Below are 15012 nucleotides of genomic sequence, written 5' to 3' on the forward strand. Positions count from 1 at the left end.
AGATGTCCGCATATATCGCACGATTCGTTGTAACTTTGGCCTCATGGACCCCGTGCGTAACCCTTACGCTCCCGGCGCAGGCCAGCGCCCACCCGAGCTCGCCGGTCGAAAGAAGCAGCTCGACGCCTTCGACGTCGTCCTCGAACGCATCACCCGCGGCCGACCGGAACGCAGCGTCGTGCTCACTGGGCTGCGCGGCGTCGGCAAGACGGTGCTGCTCAACCACCTCCGATCCGCGGCCATCGCGCGCGGTTGGGGCACCGGCAAGATCGAGGCTCGCCCCGACCAGGAACTGCGCCGGCCCCTGTCGTCGGCGCTGCACATGGCGGTACGCGGCATTGCGGCCTCGCATCGAGACCCCGAACGCGTCGACGAGTTTCTCGGCGTCCTCAAGGCCTTCGCGCTGCGCGCCACCGCGGACAAGGGGATGCGCGAGCGGTGGCAACCGGGCATCGACGTCCCGGCGAAGACCGGCCGCGCCGACTCCGGTGACATCGAGATCGACCTCGTCGAACTGCTGCTCGATGCCTCCGCGCTGGCCGGGGACGTGGGTGTGGGTATCGCCATCTTCATCGACGAGATGCAGGACCTCGGGCCCGCAGACATCTCCGCACTGTGCGCGGCCTGCCACGAACTCAGTCAGGACACCGCGCCGCTGATCATCGTCGGGGCCGGACTACCGCACCTACCGGCTGTGTTGTCGGCATCGAAAAGTTACTCCGAGCGCCTGTTCAGCTACCACCGAATCGGCAGGCTCGAGCGAGCCGCAGCAGACCTCGCGTTGATCGCGCCGGCCGACCGCGAGGATGTCGAATTCACCCCCGAGGCACTCGACGCGCTGTACGCAGCCGCCGATGGCTACCCCTACTTCGTGCAGGCCTACGGCAAAGCGACCTGGGATCTCGCCGCCGACAGCCCGATTTCCGCCGAGGACGTGCGTGTTGCCGCTCCGACAGCGGAGGAGGAACTGGCCGTCGGATTCTTCGGTTCGCGCTACGAACGCGCGACACCCGCCGAACGTGAATACATGCGCGCGATGGCCGAACTGTCGGTGGACGACGGCTCGGTGCCGACCTCGGCCGTGGCGACCGAACTCAAGCGCAAGCCGGCATCACTGTCTCCGGCCCGTGACGGCTTGATCAAGAAGGGCCTGATCTACTCGGCCGAGCGCGGCACGATCGCGTTCACCGTGCCGCATTTCGGGCGCTACCTGAGAGCGCAAACCGACGAGCCCGCCGCGGTCTGAGGCGTCGACCTTACGACTGCGCTCGCGCCCCGGTCAGCTTCTCGAGGCGGCGGACCGCTGTGCGATCGGCGCGGTCGACGTTGACGAGGCTCGGGTCGCCGTCGTAGAAGTCCATCAGGCGCTGATCCATCACCTTGCGCCACAAGGGCGGAACCATCGAGCAGAAGATCATCACCGCGTATCCGGCCGGGAGTTGCGGAGACTCGTCGACGGTTCGTAGTGCTTGGTAGCGGCGTACCGGATTCGCGTGATGGTCGCTGTGGCGTTGCAGGTGGTACAGAAACAGGTTGCTCCACAGGTGATCGCTGTTCCAGCTGTCGCGGTGCGAGGGCTTGGCGTAGCGCCCGTCCGGACGCCTGGTGCGCATCAGACCGTAGTGCTCGAGGTAGTTGGCCGCCTCGTACAGGACGATGGCGATGGCGGCCTGAATCAGTAGGTACGGCAACACGATCCAACCGAACACTGCGATCAGTGCCCCGAACAGAACGATGCTCATCGCGGCCGCATTGAAAAGGTTGTTGCGCAGCGTCCACGGTGACGAGCCCGACCGCGCGAGTCGACGGGATTCGAGATCCCAGGCCGAATGCAGACCGTGGATCATCGTGCGTGGCAGAAACTTCCAGAACGATTCACCGAATTTCGCCGACGCCGGATCCTCGGGGGTGGCGACGCGCAGATGGTGGCCGTGGTTGTGCTCGACGTAGAAGTGGCCGTACAGCGTCTGCGCCAGAGTGACTTTGGAGAGCCACCGCTCGACGTTCTCGCGCTTGTGCCCCAGTTCGTGCGCGGCATTGATGCCGACGCCGCCGACGACGCCCACAGTGACGGCCAGACCGATCCTCTCCGGTGTGCCGAGTGGGCCGTGGGCCCACAGGTAACACGCGGCCACCAGGCCGGCGTACTGCAGCGGGAGGAAGAGGTAGACGCACCACCGGTAGTACTTGTCCTTGTCGAGTGCTGCGAGAGCCTCGTCGGGTGGATTGCTGCGATCGACGCCCGCGAACTTGTCGACCAACGGCAGCGCGATGCCCATGATCATCAGCCCGAGTGCCCAGAATGCGCCGGGTCCGAGGAGTGACACCAAGCCCCACGCCAGGAACGGGCTCAGCGGAATCGTCAGGCCGAGCGGCCAGAGATAACGCTTGGGATCGCGCCACGTCGGCGAGGCCCCTGCGGCGTCCTTGTCGGGCATGCGTGAACTCACTCCTGATCTTCGAGGCTGCCCACGCGGTACGAGGGGGTGCGGTAGTGGTCTGTCACAAGTACATCGCCACGCATCTGAGGATAGTTACCTAGACGAATCTGTGGGGTTCGAGCGATGGGCCGTCGAAGGCGTCGCGGTCCTTGTACGGTGACCGAATGCAGCATGTCGAGTCGTCGTTCGCCGGGGTACACGGAACTCGCATCGTCTACGACGTCTGGACCCCGGACGCCGCCGCCGATAACTCCCCTACCGGCGTTCTGGTGCTGGCCCACGGCCTGGCCGAGCACGCAGGTCGGTACCGACACGTGATCGAGCGGCTCGGCTCGCTCGGCCTCGTCGTCTACGCACCCGACCACCGCGGGCACGGGCGATCCGGCGGCAAACGAGTCTCTTTGGCGAAGTGGTCGGACTTCACCGACGACCTGCACACACTGTTCTCGATCGCGGCTGACGAGCACCCCGGCAGCCGCACCTTCCTCCTCGGACACAGCATGGGCGGTGCCATCGCGCTGTCCTACGCCCTCGACCATCAAGGTGATCTGGACGCACTGATGCTGTCCGGGCCTGCGGTCAACCCGTCCGTAGGTCAGCCGAAAGCGTTGGTCGCGGTGGGTGCAGTACTCGGCAGGTTCCTGCCCTCGCTGCCGGTTCTGAAACTCGACCCCAACGACGTCTCCCGCGACAAGGCCGTCGTCGACGCCTATGTCGCCGATCCGCTGGGCTATCACGGCAGCGTCACGGCCGGGCTCGCTGCAGCGTTGTTGCAGGAGAGTCGTACGTATCCCGCCAGATTGCCGTCGCTGACCATTCCGGTGTTGCTGCAGCACGGAACCGCAGACCGGTTGGCCGACGTCTCGGGCAGCGAGCTGATCGCCGAGCTGGCGGGATCCGAGGACCTGACCTTGAAAACCTACGACGGGCTGTTCCACGAAGTCTTCAACGAGCCGGAGCAGGAACGCGTGCTCGACGACCTGATCACGTGGTTACGGCCGCGGGTCGGCGGCGGGGCTGTAAGTTCCTGACGGGTCCAGCGGAAGAACGGGGTTACGACCATGGCCAGACGAGCGCTCGTATTGGGCGGCGGCGGTGTAGCGGGCATTGCGTGGCAAACAGGCGTCCTTCTAGGACTGGCCGAGGCCGGGGCCGATGTCAGCGACGCCGAGATGTTGCTCGGAACGTCGGCCGGTTCTTCGGTGGCTGCTCAGATCTCGAGCGGCACCCCGGTGTCGGAGTTCTTCGAGCGTCAGGCGGACGAGTCGAAGCAGGACAACGAGCCACACGCCGAGGCCACCATCGACGAGCTCGTCACCATGTTGGCCCGAGCAGCCCAGAACTCGGACGGCAGTGCGCTGGACACCCGCAGGCGCATCGGTGCCGAAGCTCTGGCGACAGCGACGATCAGCGAACGGGAACGACGAGCCATCATCGCCCGTCGACTGACGAAGCACTCGTGGCCCGACCGCGATCTGCGGATCGTCACCGTGGACGCCCTGACGGGGCGCCATCGAGTTCTGGACCGGGGATCGGGCGTCGAGCTCATCGACGCCGTGGCCGCGAGTTGCGCGATCCCGGGCATGTGGCCGCCGGTGACGATCGGCGATCACCGCTACGTCGACGGCGGTATCCGTGCGAGCGAGAACGCCGATCTGGCGGTGGGTTTCGAGAAGGTGCTGGTGCTCAAGGTCGGTGCACTCGACCTGGAAGGCGACCCCTTCGAGGTCGAACGGGGAAAATTGGTCAAGGGCGGCTCGAAGGTGGAAGTGATCGTTCCCGACGCGGCTTCGGCGGCTGCGATCGGACCCGACCCCACCGACATCGCCGTGCGCGCAGCGGCGGCAATAGCCGGCCGGGCGCAGGGCACCGCCATCGCCGAGCGTATCGCCGAATTCTGGGTGGGCTGAGACCCGCGAACGGGACTCAGCCGAACAGGGCCGCGCCGTTGCTCCAGCACACGGCGCGGACCCACTCGTCACCGAGTCCGAGACGGCTCACCGCCTGCAGCGCGTCCAGGTAGGGGTACGGGATGTTCGGGAAGTCGCTCCCGAACAGGATGCGATCCTGCAGGTCCAGCAGCCGCGGCATCTCGTGCCGGGGAAACGGCGCAGCGGCTTCGGAGAAATCCGTGAAGGCCATGGTGGTGTCCAGGCGTACGTTCTCGTATCGATCGGCCAGATCGAGAAAGTCGACGTACTCGGGCATGCCCATGTGCGCGACGATCAGCGGTAGCGTCGGAAACCGCTGCAGCAGAGCGGCGATCGGCTCGGGGCCGGTATACGAGCCGGGTGCCGGTCCGGAGCCGCAGTGGATGACCACCGGAATCTGCGCATCCGAAATGGTGCCCCAGACGCCGTCGAGCAGCGGGTCGTTGGGCGAGTAGTTCCCGACCTGGATGTGCGACTTGAAGATTCGGGTTCCGTTCGTCACCGCCTGCTCGACGTACTGCGTTGCTCCGTCCTCGGGATAGAACGTCGCAGTCTGCAGGCAATCGGGGGTGCGGGCCGCGAAGTCGGCACCCCAGGAGTTCAGCCAGGCTGCCATCGCAGGTTTGTGCGGGTAGATCATCGACGTGAATCGCTGCACGCCGAACCCTCGAATCACCTGCAGCCGCCGGTCTTCGGCGAAGCGGTACGAGATGGGCCAGACGCTGCCCGTCAGCGGGCCTGCGCTGTCGAAGTAGCTCCATACCTTGTCCATCACGTTCTTCGGCATGAAGTGCGTGTGGACGTCGAACAGACCGGGCAACGCCAGCTCGGTCCAGAACGCGACGATGCGTTCGGTCTCCGCCGCGAGTTCGGCGTCGGAGCGAGGGTGCTCAGCGTGCGACATGCGCGTCGAACCACTCGAGGGTCTTGGTCCACGCGTCGCCTGCGGCTGCGGCATCGAACACGGCAGGGCGGTCGTCGCAGTGAAAGCCGTGCTTGCCGTGGGGGTATCGGGTGATCTCGGTGCCGACCGGTGCCGTGGCGGTGATCTCCCGCAGTGTCTCGACGTCCTGGAACGGAATGCCCTCGTCCAGATCTCCGAAGAAGCCGTGCCACGGTGTCTGGAGGGCGTCGCCCACCGAGGCCATCGCGGGATAACCGAAGCGGCCCTTCGTGATTCCGCCACCGTAGAACGTGGCGGCCGCACCGAGTTGCCGTCGAACCGCGGTATGGAAGGCCACGGTCCCGCCCATACAGAAACCGACGATCGCGATGGACGAGGGCTCGAACCCCAGTTCGGCCAGCGCACTCGCCGCCGCGTCCACGTCGGAGTCCACCTCGTCCGCCTCGAGTTTCCCGATGGCCGCCATGGCGGAATCCATGTCCGAGTAGTCGAGCACGCTCACACCCTCCTGCCGGTGGAACAGATGCGGAGCCACGGCTACCCAGCCTGCGGCCGCGACCCGATTGCAGACGTCGACGATGTGGTCGGTGACCCCGAAGGCTTCTTGGATGACGATGACGCCGCCGCGGGCGGTGCCGTCGGGCGAGACGACGGTGAGGGGAGTGGTGTTCACCCCTCGATTGGAGCACATCACCAGGAGTGGATGCCGGTAGCGGCGGTGAGTACAGCAGTTTTGTACCGTGGCAGGCAGGGAACGATCCCGACCGAGAGGACACTTCATGCGCGCGGTACAGATCTCCAGTCTCGACGGACCCGATTCGGTGACCGTTGCCGATATCGACGAACCCACCGCGCGTGATGGGTCGGTGGTCATCGAGGTCAGGGCCGCGGGCGTCGCGTTCCCCGACGCGTTGCTCACCCGTGGGCTGTACCAGTACAAGCCCGAGTTGCCGTTCGTTCCGGGCAGCGAGATCGCCGGCATCGTGCGGTCGGCTCCGGCGGAGTCCGGCTTCTCGGCCGGAGACCGCGTGGCAGCGTTGACGGGGCTCAGCGACGGTATGGCAGAAGTCGCCGTCGTCTCGCCCGACACGGTGTTCGCGTTGCCCGAGTCCGTGTCGCTCACTGCGGGCGCGGGCTTGCTGTTCAACGATCTGACGGTGCACTTCGCGTTGCGCGAGCGCGGCCGCTTGGCGCAGGGCGAGACGGTATTGGTGCACGGCGCGGCGGGCGGGATCGGAACCTCCGCTCTGCGAATGGCTCCGGTGCTCGGGGCGGCACGGGTGATCGCAGTGGTGAGCTCGGAAGCAAAGGCAGACATCGCGCGAGCCGCCGGAGCCACCGACGTCGTACTGGTCGACGGCTGGAAGGACGCGGTCAAGGAGCTGACCGGTGGCCGTGGCGTCGACGTGGTCGTCGATCCGGTGGGCGGTGACCGATTCACCGACAGCATCCGTTCGCTCGCGCCGTCGGGCCGAATCCTGGTGCTGGGCTTCACCGGTGGCGAGATCCCGACCGTCAAGGTCAACCGTTTGCTGCTGAACAACGTCGATGTCGTCGGCGTCGGCTGGGGTGCATGGTGGATGACGCGCCCGGGCTACCTGGCTACTCAGTGGGCCGAGATCGAGCCGCTGCTCGCGGACGGTTCGCTCGTCGCTCCCGAGCCGTCCGTCTTCCCGGTCTCCGACGCGGCAGCAGCGATCGCCTCGCTCGAAAACCGTACGGCAGCAGGGAAAGTGGTTCTCGACTTCAGTCTGTGATCGGGTGCGCGGGCTGCCGGATCACTCCGGCAGCTCGATGCCCCGTGCCTCGGACAGCGCCGCGATCTCGGCGGGAAAGACGTTCTTGAACACGAACGGGTCGGTGCCCAACGCCCAGTTCGGTGCGAGTTCGATGGCATACCTCTCGAAGTAGCCGAGCTGCTTGGCCACCAGGATCAGCTCCTCGGGGCTCGACGTCTTGTACTGCTTGCCCATGCCGACCAACGCTCGGATGAAGTCCGCCAGGCTGAAGTGGGCAAGGGTGGCCGAGAGCATCGGCGCGAACACCGACTGCAGAATCGCGCCGACTTCGGCGTCCGAACCCATCTGCGGGGCAACGATTCCCAGACGTTTGACGGTACCGGCGAGGCGGGTGAAGTCGCCGTCGATCACCGTGGCGTGGAAGAGGTCGAGCAACAACGCGCGCCACTGCTCGTCCACCTCGCCCATGACGCCGAAGTCCAGAAAGGCCACTCTGCCGTCGTCGAGCACCCAGACGTTTCCCGCGTGCACGTCGCCGTGGAACAGGCCGTGCAGTACCAGGGCCTCCATCCAGACCTTGGCGGCACGGCGGACGATCAGCTCCGATTGCTCACCCGGCCGGTATCGGTCCAGCGGCGAGCCGTGCATGCGCTCCATGCAGATCACGCGTCCACCGCAGTAGTCGAGAAACACCTCGGGCGCGGTGACGTGCTTGTTGTCGCCGAATGCCCCGATTGCACTGCGAAAGCTGTGCTGGCGCTTGGCTTCCACTGCGCTGTCGAGTTCTGCGAACGTCGCGGCGTGCAGGTCGACGATGATGGCCGACGCGTTGGCCGTGGCGAAGAACGGAATGAACTTCTCGAGACCGCGCGCGATGAGATACGCGATTCGCAGGTCGATCTTCATGCGGTGGTAGATGCCTCGCCGCTGCACCTTCATGACCACTTCGCGGCCGTCGTCGCGGCGCACGCACAGGTGTACCTGGGCGACCGACGCCGACGAGAGAGGTACGTCGTCGAACGAGGAGAACAACTCGTCGACGCTCCGGCCCAGGTCTGCCTCGATCACCGCGCGGGCCTGCGACCCGGGAAACGGCGGCACCTCGTCCAGGCATCGCAGACAGGTGTCGGCGAGGACCTTGGGAAACAGTCCGGGCGACGAACCCATCAGTTGCCCCACCTTGACGAAGGTGGGGCCGAGCACGAAGAACGCGTCGACGACGGCCTTGGAGGCGTGAACCGGCCAGCCGCGCCGCGGCGCACGAACCCAGCGGCCGATGGCGATGAACTGAAAGTACGTCAGCACCGACCCGATCACGATCAGTCGCAACAACTCTCGTATCCCGAAGGTCTTCAGCTCGGGTGCCGGCTTGGGCGTCGTGTCGTCAGGTGTCATGCGTGCACTCCCGCCGACACGCGTGCGGCCGAGGCTTCGAGTCGGGCCAGCACCCGGTCGAATCGTGTGGCATCGTCGAAAGCCCTCGCCAGCACCAACGCCCCCTGGATTCCGGCGACGATCTCTTCGGCCAGCTCGGCCGCCGAGTCTCCGTGACCGAGCCGCTGCAGCACCGGAGTGAGTGCCTCGATCCACTGGGTGAAATGCGCGGCGACACGGCTGGAGAAGGTGGCACGCTCGAGCCCGAGCGTGAACGCGCCGAACAGGCACACCAGGCGATTGGACCGAAAATAGCGGGCGGTCTGCTCGAACATGTCGTGGGTCGTCGACGCCGCGTCGTCTCCGTGCCGCAGCGGCTCGAAGACGTTGTGGTGGAACCACAGCTCGACGTCGTCGAGGACTGCCTCGGCCATTTCCTGCTTTCCCCGCGGAAAGTAGTGGTAGAGACTGCCTTTGCCGAGTCCGGTGCATCTGCTGATGACCGCGAGGGACGACCCGTCGAACCCGTGGTCGCGGAACACTCCTGCGAGTATCGGCACCACGTCGTGGCGATCGCTCATGAGCCGGTACTGTACCAATCGGTACAAGCCCGGTGCATCGGGGTGGCCGGGAGTGGAGCCTGCGGAATGACCCATCGGGTATCGGGCAGTGAATACTGCAGTGGTGAAGCGATCGACAGTTCTGGCCGCCGCGGCGTTCGTCGTCGGTGGGTGTACCTACCTCGCTGCCGAAGCGATTTCGGCGCGCGGCTGGACCGACCGACCGTACAGCTACGCGCGCAACAACATCAGTGACCTCGGGATTCCGGATATCTCACCGTGGCACCCGGTGATGAACACCGGCTTTGTGGTCGACGGCACGCTGTTCGTTCTTGCCGGCCTCGGATTGTCGGTGTTGTTCGAGGGTCGAGCGCGCTGGATCGTGCTGGGCACGTCGGTCGTGCACGGCGTCGGCAGCATCGTCGTCGGGCTCGCGCATGCGTCGGTCGACGGAGCATCGACTCCCCATGCAGCGGGCGCGGGTATGGCGATCATCGGTGGAAACCTGGTGCTCCTGGCTGCAGGCCGGTACGGCGGACGCGTCGGCGCACCTCGGTGGTACACGGCGGCCAGCGCCGTCGCCGGTGTCGCGGGGCTGGCCGGTTTCGCATTGTTTCTCGCCGATACCGGCATCCTCGGCGGTGGAGCGTTCGAGCGGATTTCCGTCTACACCATCATCGGATGGGAGATCGTCACCGGTGCAGCACTTCTCGCGCGGGCCCGGCTATCGAAAGTTCGGTGATTCCTTGGCGAGGAAGGCCCGTACGCCCTCTCGGCCGTCGGCCGACTCGAAGGCTTCCTCGAACACCGGCAGTGCGCGTCGTGCCGGTTCGTGCGGTGACTGGCCGAATGTGAGCGCGAGAGCTCGCTTGTTCGCGTGCACGGCCGAGCGGGACTTCGCGGCCAGCAGGTGTGCCAGGTCCAGTGCCATCGACAACGACCCACCGCGTGGAGCCACCCTGTTGATCAGACCCCATTCCAGAGCTGTCTCGGCAGAGATGGGCTCGCCGAGCAACACCAGTTCGGCTGCGCGCGACTGACCCACCCGCCGCAACGCACGCATGGTCCCGCCACTGCTGGGGACGAGCCCCAGATCGATCTCGGGCAAGCCGAGGCGGGCACCCGCGTCGGCGACCACGAGATCGCAGCACAGCGCCATCTCGAGCCCACCGCCCAGGGCGAACCCGTCGATCGCTGCGACCGTCGGGAGCGGTAGGTCGGCAAGTAATTCGAGGGTCCCGTTCTCGGCACTGCTCTTGCGTTCGAGGACGTCGCCTGCCGCCTGCATCGCGGGCATTTCGGAGATGTCCGAACCGGCACTGAACACCCGGTCGCCGGTGAGCACGACGGCCCGGACGGAGGAGTTCTCGGCCAGCTCGCGAAGCATCGCCCGCAGCCGTCGCGTCGCAGGCTGGGTCAAGGCGTTCACCGGAGGGTTGCTCAGCGTGATCTGTGCGACCGCCTGGTGTGGAAAAGACAGGACGGGTGACGACTCGGTGGGCATGAAAGAACCGTAGAGCGTTGACCTGGCGATTGGGAGTCTGCCACGACGGCATGTACCGTGGGTATCACCCGACGCGGGGTGGAGCAGCTCGGTAGCTCGCTGGGCTCATAACCCAGAGGTCGCAGGTTCAAATCCTGTCCCCGCTACTACGAAGATCAGGTCCGGCACCGATGGTGCCGGACCTGATTTCTTTTCTGGGTTCGCCGGACTGGCTCCGGTCAGGGCTGAAGTCTGAATTGCACGACGGCCGTGACGTTTTCGATCGCGTCGTCGAGTGCCTTCAAGCGCGACGGGGCGTCCGGTGCCGACAGGATGTCGAGTCGGTCGGACTGGCCCATCGGGATCAACGAGGCCAGTGACCAGATCTTCTCGGCGGCCGAAATCGGGAGGCTCAGAAAATCCGGAACGCCCGGCGTCACGATGTCCCCGGAGGATTCGAGCCGACCGATCAGCTCGTACAGGTCCTCGACCTTGGCCCAGGTGGCGGCGAATTGCGTGTCGGCGATGACGGCATCGACGTCTGCGTCGGGCCATGCGCGAACGTCGGCCAGTGGGTAGGGGTCGTCCGGGAGCCACGCGTCGATGCGGATCCGTTCGCCTCCGACGCATTCGAGCAGATACCTGCCGTCTCCGATGGCCTCGTGACCGATGATGTGGGCGATCGTCGCCACATCGTGTCGGACGTCGCCGCCGCCTGCTTCGTGTCCCCGGGCAATGAGAACGACGCCGAAACGGGGATCGTCCATCTTCAGACAGTCCTGTACCAGTGCCTGGTATCGCGGCTCGAAGATGTGCAACGGGAGACGTTCGCCCGGCAGCAACACGCTGCCGAGCGGAAACATCGGGATGACGCTCACGGGCGCTGCAGCGGCATGGCTGCCGGGGTGATCTCCGTCGGCGCGCCGGTGTCCGCGTCGCTCGAGTCGGTGTGGTTGGCGGCCAAGAACTCGTCCAGTAGCCGGAAGAAGAAGTCCGGCTCGTCGAGCTGCGGGAAGTGGCCGGCGTCGGGAAAGATCTCGACGCGACTGTTGGGTACCTCGCGTCGGATGTTGTCCGCATGCTTGGCGGGGATCATGCGGTCCTTGCCGCCCCAGATCAGCAGCGAGGGAATGGACTCGAACTTCTCGAAATGCTGCTTGGCGCTGACGGTTTGGCCGCGAGGACCCACGACGGCCCGCGTCGACGCCAGAAATGCCTCCCGCGTCGACCGGTCTGCGACCGATCGGAACGAGCGCCAGGTCTCGGCCATGCTGGGGCCGGGCTCTACCGGAACCCCCCACTTGCCCAGTCGAGCCAGCACTCCTTCGGTGTTCCTGCGGAACCAATCCGAGGCCAACATCGGAAGCACCAGTTCGCTGCCGGGTAGCGTCGCGGCCTTGAGTAGCAGGCTCACCTCCGGGCCGAGTCCACCGCTGCTGACCAGCACGAGGCGATCGACCCGTTCGGGAAAGAGGTACGTCATCTGCATGACGATGCCGCCGCCGAGCGAGTGGCCGACCAGTGGTGCCGAGTCGATGTTCAGGTACTCCATCAGGTCGCGGATGGTGGCCGCGTGCGAACTGAGCGAATAGTCGCCGGACGGTTTGTCGGAGTCACCGTGCCCGAACAGGTCGGGTGCGATGACCCGATACCGGTCCGACAGTCGCTCGATCTGCGGGCCCCAGGACTTGTGCGATCCGAGCAGCCCGTGGACGAGAATCACGGGCGGCCCGTCGCCGATATCGACGTACCGCAAGACGTCCTTGTGTAGTTCCACCGACTGCAGTTCGTACGATGCGCTCATGGTCGACCTCCCTGTCTCGGTTCGGGCCGGTGGCTCGGCTGATTAGCCGTCCGGCACAAACGTACAAGCTGTGCCGCCACCGCGACAGGCCGTCGCGGGTGATATTCCCAGTCAGCGCGCGTTGTCGACGGTGTCGTCGATGATGTCGGCCAGTTCCTTCGCCATCGGTCCGCGCAACATGTTCGCGTGGTGGCCGGTGATATCGACGAACGTCAGCTCGCCGTGAGCGACTGCTCGCCACGACCGGAGGTCCTTGACGTTCTCGGTGGTGCGAACCACAGTCATCGACCCCGACCACGGAGTCGGCACATGCTTGTTCAACGCCACGTACCCGATGCTGGCGAACACCAACCATTCCATGGTCGTCGGATACCGCAGCAGCCCAGCGAATTGCATACGCAGCCACAGCGCGGCCGTACCGACACGGCCCAGATGGAAGCCGGCGTCTTCTCTGGTCGGTGCGGGCGGCGCTGCCGGGACAGACGTACCCCCGGGAAGCCGGTCCAGGAGATGACGGAACAGCCGGGTGTCGAGAAGTAGCAGATGCGGGGTACCGATGCCGGAATCTCTGATCTTCTCTGCCATCGCGATGGCGATCCAGCCGCCGAGCGAGTGGCCGACAAGATGGAACGGGCCGTCGGGGGCCACCGTGCGGATCGCGTCGACATACCGCGCCGCGGTGGCTCTGATGGTCCGGTCCGGTCGCCCGCGTGTGCCTCGGCCGTGTGCCTGCAGGGCATAGACGGGACGGTCTGCGTCGAGGTGCTTGACCAGATCGAGAAACGCCATCGCGCCCACGCCGGCACCACCGATCAGGAAGATCGGAGCTCCGGTACCCCCGGTGCGCAGCGGGACCAGAACGTCGTGGACACCGGACGAGCGCCGACGTGCGGCGGCGGTGTCGCGAAGCCGAGCGTCGACGGTGGTCGCCAGCGTTCGCACGGTGGTCGACGCGAACACGTCCTGCGGATCGAGTTCGATCTTCAGGTTCTCGCGCAAGTGGGCGAGCATCGCCGTCATGGTCAGCGAGTTGCCACCGAGTTCGAGGAAATCCTCGTCCCGCCCGATGGCGTCCAGTCCGAGTGCAGTGCGAGCGGCCTCCGCGACGATGTATTCGGTGGGGCCGACCGCGGTGCGTTCGACGCGTCGGTCGGACGGCTCGGGCAGTGCTCTGCGGTCGATCTTGCCGCGTTCGTTGCGGGGCATGGCGTCGAGCGCAACGATGTGGGTGGGCACCATCCATTCCGGCAGGGTTCGGCGCAGGGCGGCCCTGATGTCGGCCTGGCTCGCCCGGACGGCCCGGTCGGAGCAGATGTACGCGACGAGGTCGGTATCGGCGCCGGATCTCCTACCGATCACCACGGCATCGTCGATGTTCGGCAGCGCGCGCAGTGCTGCCTCCACCTCGGCCGGTTCGACGAGGTAGCCGCGTACCTTGACTGCGTCGTCGATGCGCCCGGCGAGCTGCAATGTTCCGTCCTGATCGAACCGGCCCAGGTCGCCGGTGCGGTAGCGGAAAAGGCCGTCGCCGAGGGCGGCGAATTTCTCCGAGTCCACGCCGACATCCTCGAGATAGCCGTCGGCCAGGCACGCCGACGTGACGCGCACCTCGCCGATGACGTCGGGTTCGCACGGGGAGCCATCGGCAGCAACGACCTCGACGAGCTTTCCCGCGACGGGAGTGCCCGCGGGCAGAAAGCCGGACGGTAGCGCACGGTCGAGGGGGTACTCGCTGAACGCGACGGCCCCGGCCTCGGTGGTCGCGTACCAATTGACGAGTGTGGCGCGGTTGTCGGAAGCCAGGCGGAAGCGGCGCGCGTCGTCGGCGTGCAGTGATTCTCCGTAGGTGGTGACGACGCGCAGCGTGGGTACGGTGACCTGGCCCGCAACGGCGCGCAGTAGCGACGACGAGCAGTGCAACGTAGTCAGCGAGTGGTCCGCTACCCACTCTGCGATGCTGCCGACCGTGCCGGATCGGGGGTCACGGCAGTGAACGGTGGCACCGCTGAGCAGCCCGGCGAACAGAGTGTTCAGGCCCGCGCCGAAACTGACGGGAAGGGCATCGCCGACGCGATCGTGGGTGCCCAACCCCAGCGCGGTCGACACCTCGTACGCCTTGGTCAGGCACATGCGATGACTGAGTACGACGCCTTTGGGCGTACCCGTGGATCCGGACGTGTAGTTGATCACCGCGGTGTGGCCGCCCGAGACCGTCGGCAGCGGTACGCAGGAATCGACCGCTGCGTCGACGGTCGTCGAATCGAGGATCGAGGCCTTGGCCTGCTCGACGATGCGGTCGCGGCGCTCGAGGGGAAGTTGCGGATCCAGCGGAACCAATGGATGGCCTGCAGCGATGACGGCCAGCATCAGCACGATCGAGTCGACCGACGCGTCCGCCTCGACGGCGAGGGGTCGGTGATCGGACGGGCGCAGGGCAGCGATCTTGCGTGCCTGCGAATACACGCGATGCAGCAGTTCGTCGAAGGTCAGTGACGTCCCCGCCGCGTGCAACGCTGCCGCGTCCGGCATGGCGTGCGCTACCTCGCGGTAGCGCGCCATCAGCGTGTCGCGGCCGTCGGGACGACACAGCGGGGCGAGCGCGGATCGTGCCGGTACAGGTCCCGTCGACACAGCTCGGCTCGACACGGATACCGTCGGCACAGCTCGGGTCGGCGCGTAGGCGTCCTGAATCGTCATGATTCTCCTTGCACGAGCCCGACCCGCGAGGTAAAGGTTCGTTTGCGGTACACAAACCTACTTGAAGACTGTTTTACCA

General features: G+C 66.2%; 14 protein-coding genes and 1 tRNA gene. 6 read left to right on the top strand and 9 right to left on the bottom strand.

What is annotated here, in order from left to right; translation table 11 throughout:
* Nucleotides 1-43 precede the first annotated feature (43 nt).
* Nucleotides 44-1246: an ATP-binding protein gene (locus AB0P23_RS05965; RefSeq protein ID WP_032367752.1), complete on the top strand. Its 1203-nt coding sequence runs from the start codon at nucleotides 44-46 to the stop codon at nucleotides 1244-1246.
* 10 nt (nucleotides 1247-1256) lie between these two features.
* On the opposite strand, the gene AB0P23_RS05970 is transcribed toward AB0P23_RS05965, so the two are convergent.
* Nucleotides 1257-2438, bottom strand: a complete 1182-nt coding sequence (locus tag AB0P23_RS05970) for an alkane 1-monooxygenase (RefSeq protein ID WP_045841607.1) — start codon at nucleotides 2436-2438, stop codon at nucleotides 1257-1259.
* A 167-nt stretch (nucleotides 2439-2605) separates the two neighbouring features.
* Between AB0P23_RS05970 and AB0P23_RS05975 the strand changes: the two genes are divergently transcribed.
* A complete protein-coding gene (locus tag AB0P23_RS05975) occupies nucleotides 2606-3472 on the top strand; it encodes an alpha/beta hydrolase (RefSeq protein ID WP_045841608.1) in 867 nt (288 codons plus the stop codon).
* 30 nt (nucleotides 3473-3502) lie between these two features.
* On the top strand, nucleotides 3503-4351 hold the full coding sequence (locus tag AB0P23_RS05980) for a patatin-like phospholipase family protein (RefSeq protein ID WP_045841609.1): 849 nt from the start codon (nucleotides 3503-3505) through the stop codon (nucleotides 4349-4351).
* Between the two features lie 16 nt (nucleotides 4352-4367).
* Here AB0P23_RS05980 and AB0P23_RS05985 read toward each other — a convergent pair whose 3' ends face one another.
* Together AB0P23_RS05985 and AB0P23_RS05990 are read right to left on the bottom strand one after the other, a co-directional pair.
* Nucleotides 4368-5276: an amidohydrolase family protein gene (locus tag AB0P23_RS05985; RefSeq protein ID WP_283550286.1), complete on the bottom strand. Its 909-nt coding sequence runs from the start codon at nucleotides 5274-5276 to the stop codon at nucleotides 4368-4370.
* On the bottom strand, nucleotides 5263-5949 hold the full coding sequence (locus tag AB0P23_RS05990; protein WP_048318810.1) for a dienelactone hydrolase family protein: 687 nt from the start codon (nucleotides 5947-5949) through the stop codon (nucleotides 5263-5265). The genes AB0P23_RS05985 and AB0P23_RS05990 overlap by 14 nt, the downstream gene beginning before the upstream one ends.
* A 106-nt stretch (nucleotides 5950-6055) precedes the next feature.
* On the opposite strand from AB0P23_RS05990, the gene AB0P23_RS05995 reads away from it, so the two are divergent.
* Nucleotides 6056-7033 (top strand): NADPH:quinone oxidoreductase family protein, encoded by a 978-nt coding sequence (locus AB0P23_RS05995; RefSeq protein WP_363797034.1) that lies wholly within the window; start codon nucleotides 6056-6058, stop codon nucleotides 7031-7033.
* 21 nt (nucleotides 7034-7054) lie between these two features.
* Here AB0P23_RS05995 and AB0P23_RS06000 read toward each other — a convergent pair whose 3' ends face one another.
* Together AB0P23_RS06000 and AB0P23_RS06005 are read right to left on the bottom strand one after the other, a co-directional pair.
* Nucleotides 7055-8410, bottom strand: coding sequence for an AarF/UbiB family protein (locus tag AB0P23_RS06000; protein WP_027495195.1), 1356 nt, complete (start codon nucleotides 8408-8410; stop codon nucleotides 7055-7057).
* On the bottom strand, nucleotides 8407-8970 hold the full coding sequence (locus AB0P23_RS06005; RefSeq protein WP_045841613.1) for a TetR/AcrR family transcriptional regulator: 564 nt from the start codon (nucleotides 8968-8970) through the stop codon (nucleotides 8407-8409). The genes AB0P23_RS06000 and AB0P23_RS06005 overlap by 4 nt, the downstream gene beginning before the upstream one ends.
* A gap of 103 nt (nucleotides 8971-9073) precedes the next feature.
* Between AB0P23_RS06005 and AB0P23_RS06010 the strand changes: the two genes are divergently transcribed.
* Nucleotides 9074-9691 (top strand): DUF998 domain-containing protein, encoded by a 618-nt coding sequence (locus tag AB0P23_RS06010; RefSeq protein WP_283542007.1) that lies wholly within the window; start codon nucleotides 9074-9076, stop codon nucleotides 9689-9691.
* On the opposite strand, the gene AB0P23_RS06015 is transcribed toward AB0P23_RS06010, so the two are convergent.
* Complete coding sequence (locus tag AB0P23_RS06015) at nucleotides 9674-10453, bottom strand: enoyl-CoA hydratase/isomerase family protein (RefSeq protein ID WP_283542008.1); 780 nt, start codon at nucleotides 10451-10453, stop codon at nucleotides 9674-9676. The genes AB0P23_RS06010 and AB0P23_RS06015 overlap by 18 nt on opposite strands.
* A gap of 72 nt (nucleotides 10454-10525) precedes the next feature.
* On the opposite strand from AB0P23_RS06015, the gene AB0P23_RS06020 reads away from it, so the two are divergent.
* Nucleotides 10526-10599, top strand: a tRNA-Met gene (locus AB0P23_RS06020).
* A 72-nt stretch (nucleotides 10600-10671) separates the two neighbouring features.
* Here the strand turns inward: AB0P23_RS06020 and AB0P23_RS06025 are convergent.
* The 3 genes from AB0P23_RS06025 to AB0P23_RS06035 all read right to left on the bottom strand — a co-directional run bounded on the left by AB0P23_RS06025 (nucleotide 10672) and on the right by AB0P23_RS06035 (nucleotide 14933).
* Nucleotides 10672-11310 (bottom strand): LON peptidase substrate-binding domain-containing protein, encoded by a 639-nt coding sequence (locus tag AB0P23_RS06025; protein WP_027495199.1) that lies wholly within the window; start codon nucleotides 11308-11310, stop codon nucleotides 10672-10674.
* Nucleotides 11307-12236 carry an alpha/beta fold hydrolase gene (locus AB0P23_RS06030; RefSeq protein ID WP_032401005.1) on the bottom strand — a complete coding sequence of 310 codons (930 nt, stop codon included), beginning with the start codon at nucleotides 12234-12236 and terminating at the stop codon, nucleotides 11307-11309. Before AB0P23_RS06030 ends, AB0P23_RS06025 begins: the two co-directional genes overlap by 4 nt.
* A gap of 111 nt (nucleotides 12237-12347) precedes the next feature.
* A complete protein-coding gene (locus AB0P23_RS06035; protein ID WP_363797038.1) occupies nucleotides 12348-14933 on the bottom strand; it encodes an alpha/beta fold hydrolase in 2586 nt (861 codons plus the stop codon).
* Between the last annotated feature and the right edge of the window lie 79 nt (nucleotides 14934-15012).

It is taken from the genome of Rhodococcus sp. NPDC077669, from assembly GCF_040686915.1.
Lineage (GTDB): Bacteria > Actinomycetota > Actinomycetes > Mycobacteriales > Mycobacteriaceae > Rhodococcoides > Rhodococcoides fascians.

Bases quoted from the DNA above. Each gene is read 5' to 3' on its own strand.
- AB0P23_RS06000 (WP_027495195.1), bottom strand. From the start codon at position 8,410: ATGACACCTGACGACACGACGCCCAAGCCGGCACCCGAGCTGAAGACC.
- AB0P23_RS05975 (WP_045841608.1), top strand. From the start codon at position 2,606: ATGCAGCATGTCGAGTCGTCGTTCGCCGGGGTACACGGAACTCGCATC.
- AB0P23_RS06035 (WP_363797038.1), bottom strand. From the start codon at position 14,933: ATGACGATTCAGGACGCCTACGCGCCGACCCGAGCTGTGCCGACGGTA.
- AB0P23_RS06015 (WP_283542008.1), bottom strand. From the start codon at position 10,453: ATGCCCACCGAGTCGTCACCCGTCCTGTCTTTTCCACACCAGGCGGTC.
- AB0P23_RS05985 (WP_283550286.1), bottom strand. From the start codon at position 5,276: ATGTCGCACGCTGAGCACCCTCGCTCCGACGCCGAACTCGCGGCGGAG.
- AB0P23_RS05970 (WP_045841607.1), bottom strand. From the start codon at position 2,438: ATGCCCGACAAGGACGCCGCAGGGGCCTCGCCGACGTGGCGCGATCCC.
- AB0P23_RS05965 (WP_032367752.1), top strand. From the start codon at position 44: ATGGACCCCGTGCGTAACCCTTACGCTCCCGGCGCAGGCCAGCGCCCA.
- AB0P23_RS05995 (WP_363797034.1), top strand. From the start codon at position 6,056: ATGCGCGCGGTACAGATCTCCAGTCTCGACGGACCCGATTCGGTGACC.
- AB0P23_RS06030 (WP_032401005.1), bottom strand. From the start codon at position 12,236: ATGAGCGCATCGTACGAACTGCAGTCGGTGGAACTACACAAGGACGTC.
- AB0P23_RS05980 (WP_045841609.1), top strand. From the start codon at position 3,503: ATGGCCAGACGAGCGCTCGTATTGGGCGGCGGCGGTGTAGCGGGCATT.
- AB0P23_RS06005 (WP_045841613.1), bottom strand. From the start codon at position 8,970: ATGAGCGATCGCCACGACGTGGTGCCGATACTCGCAGGAGTGTTCCGC.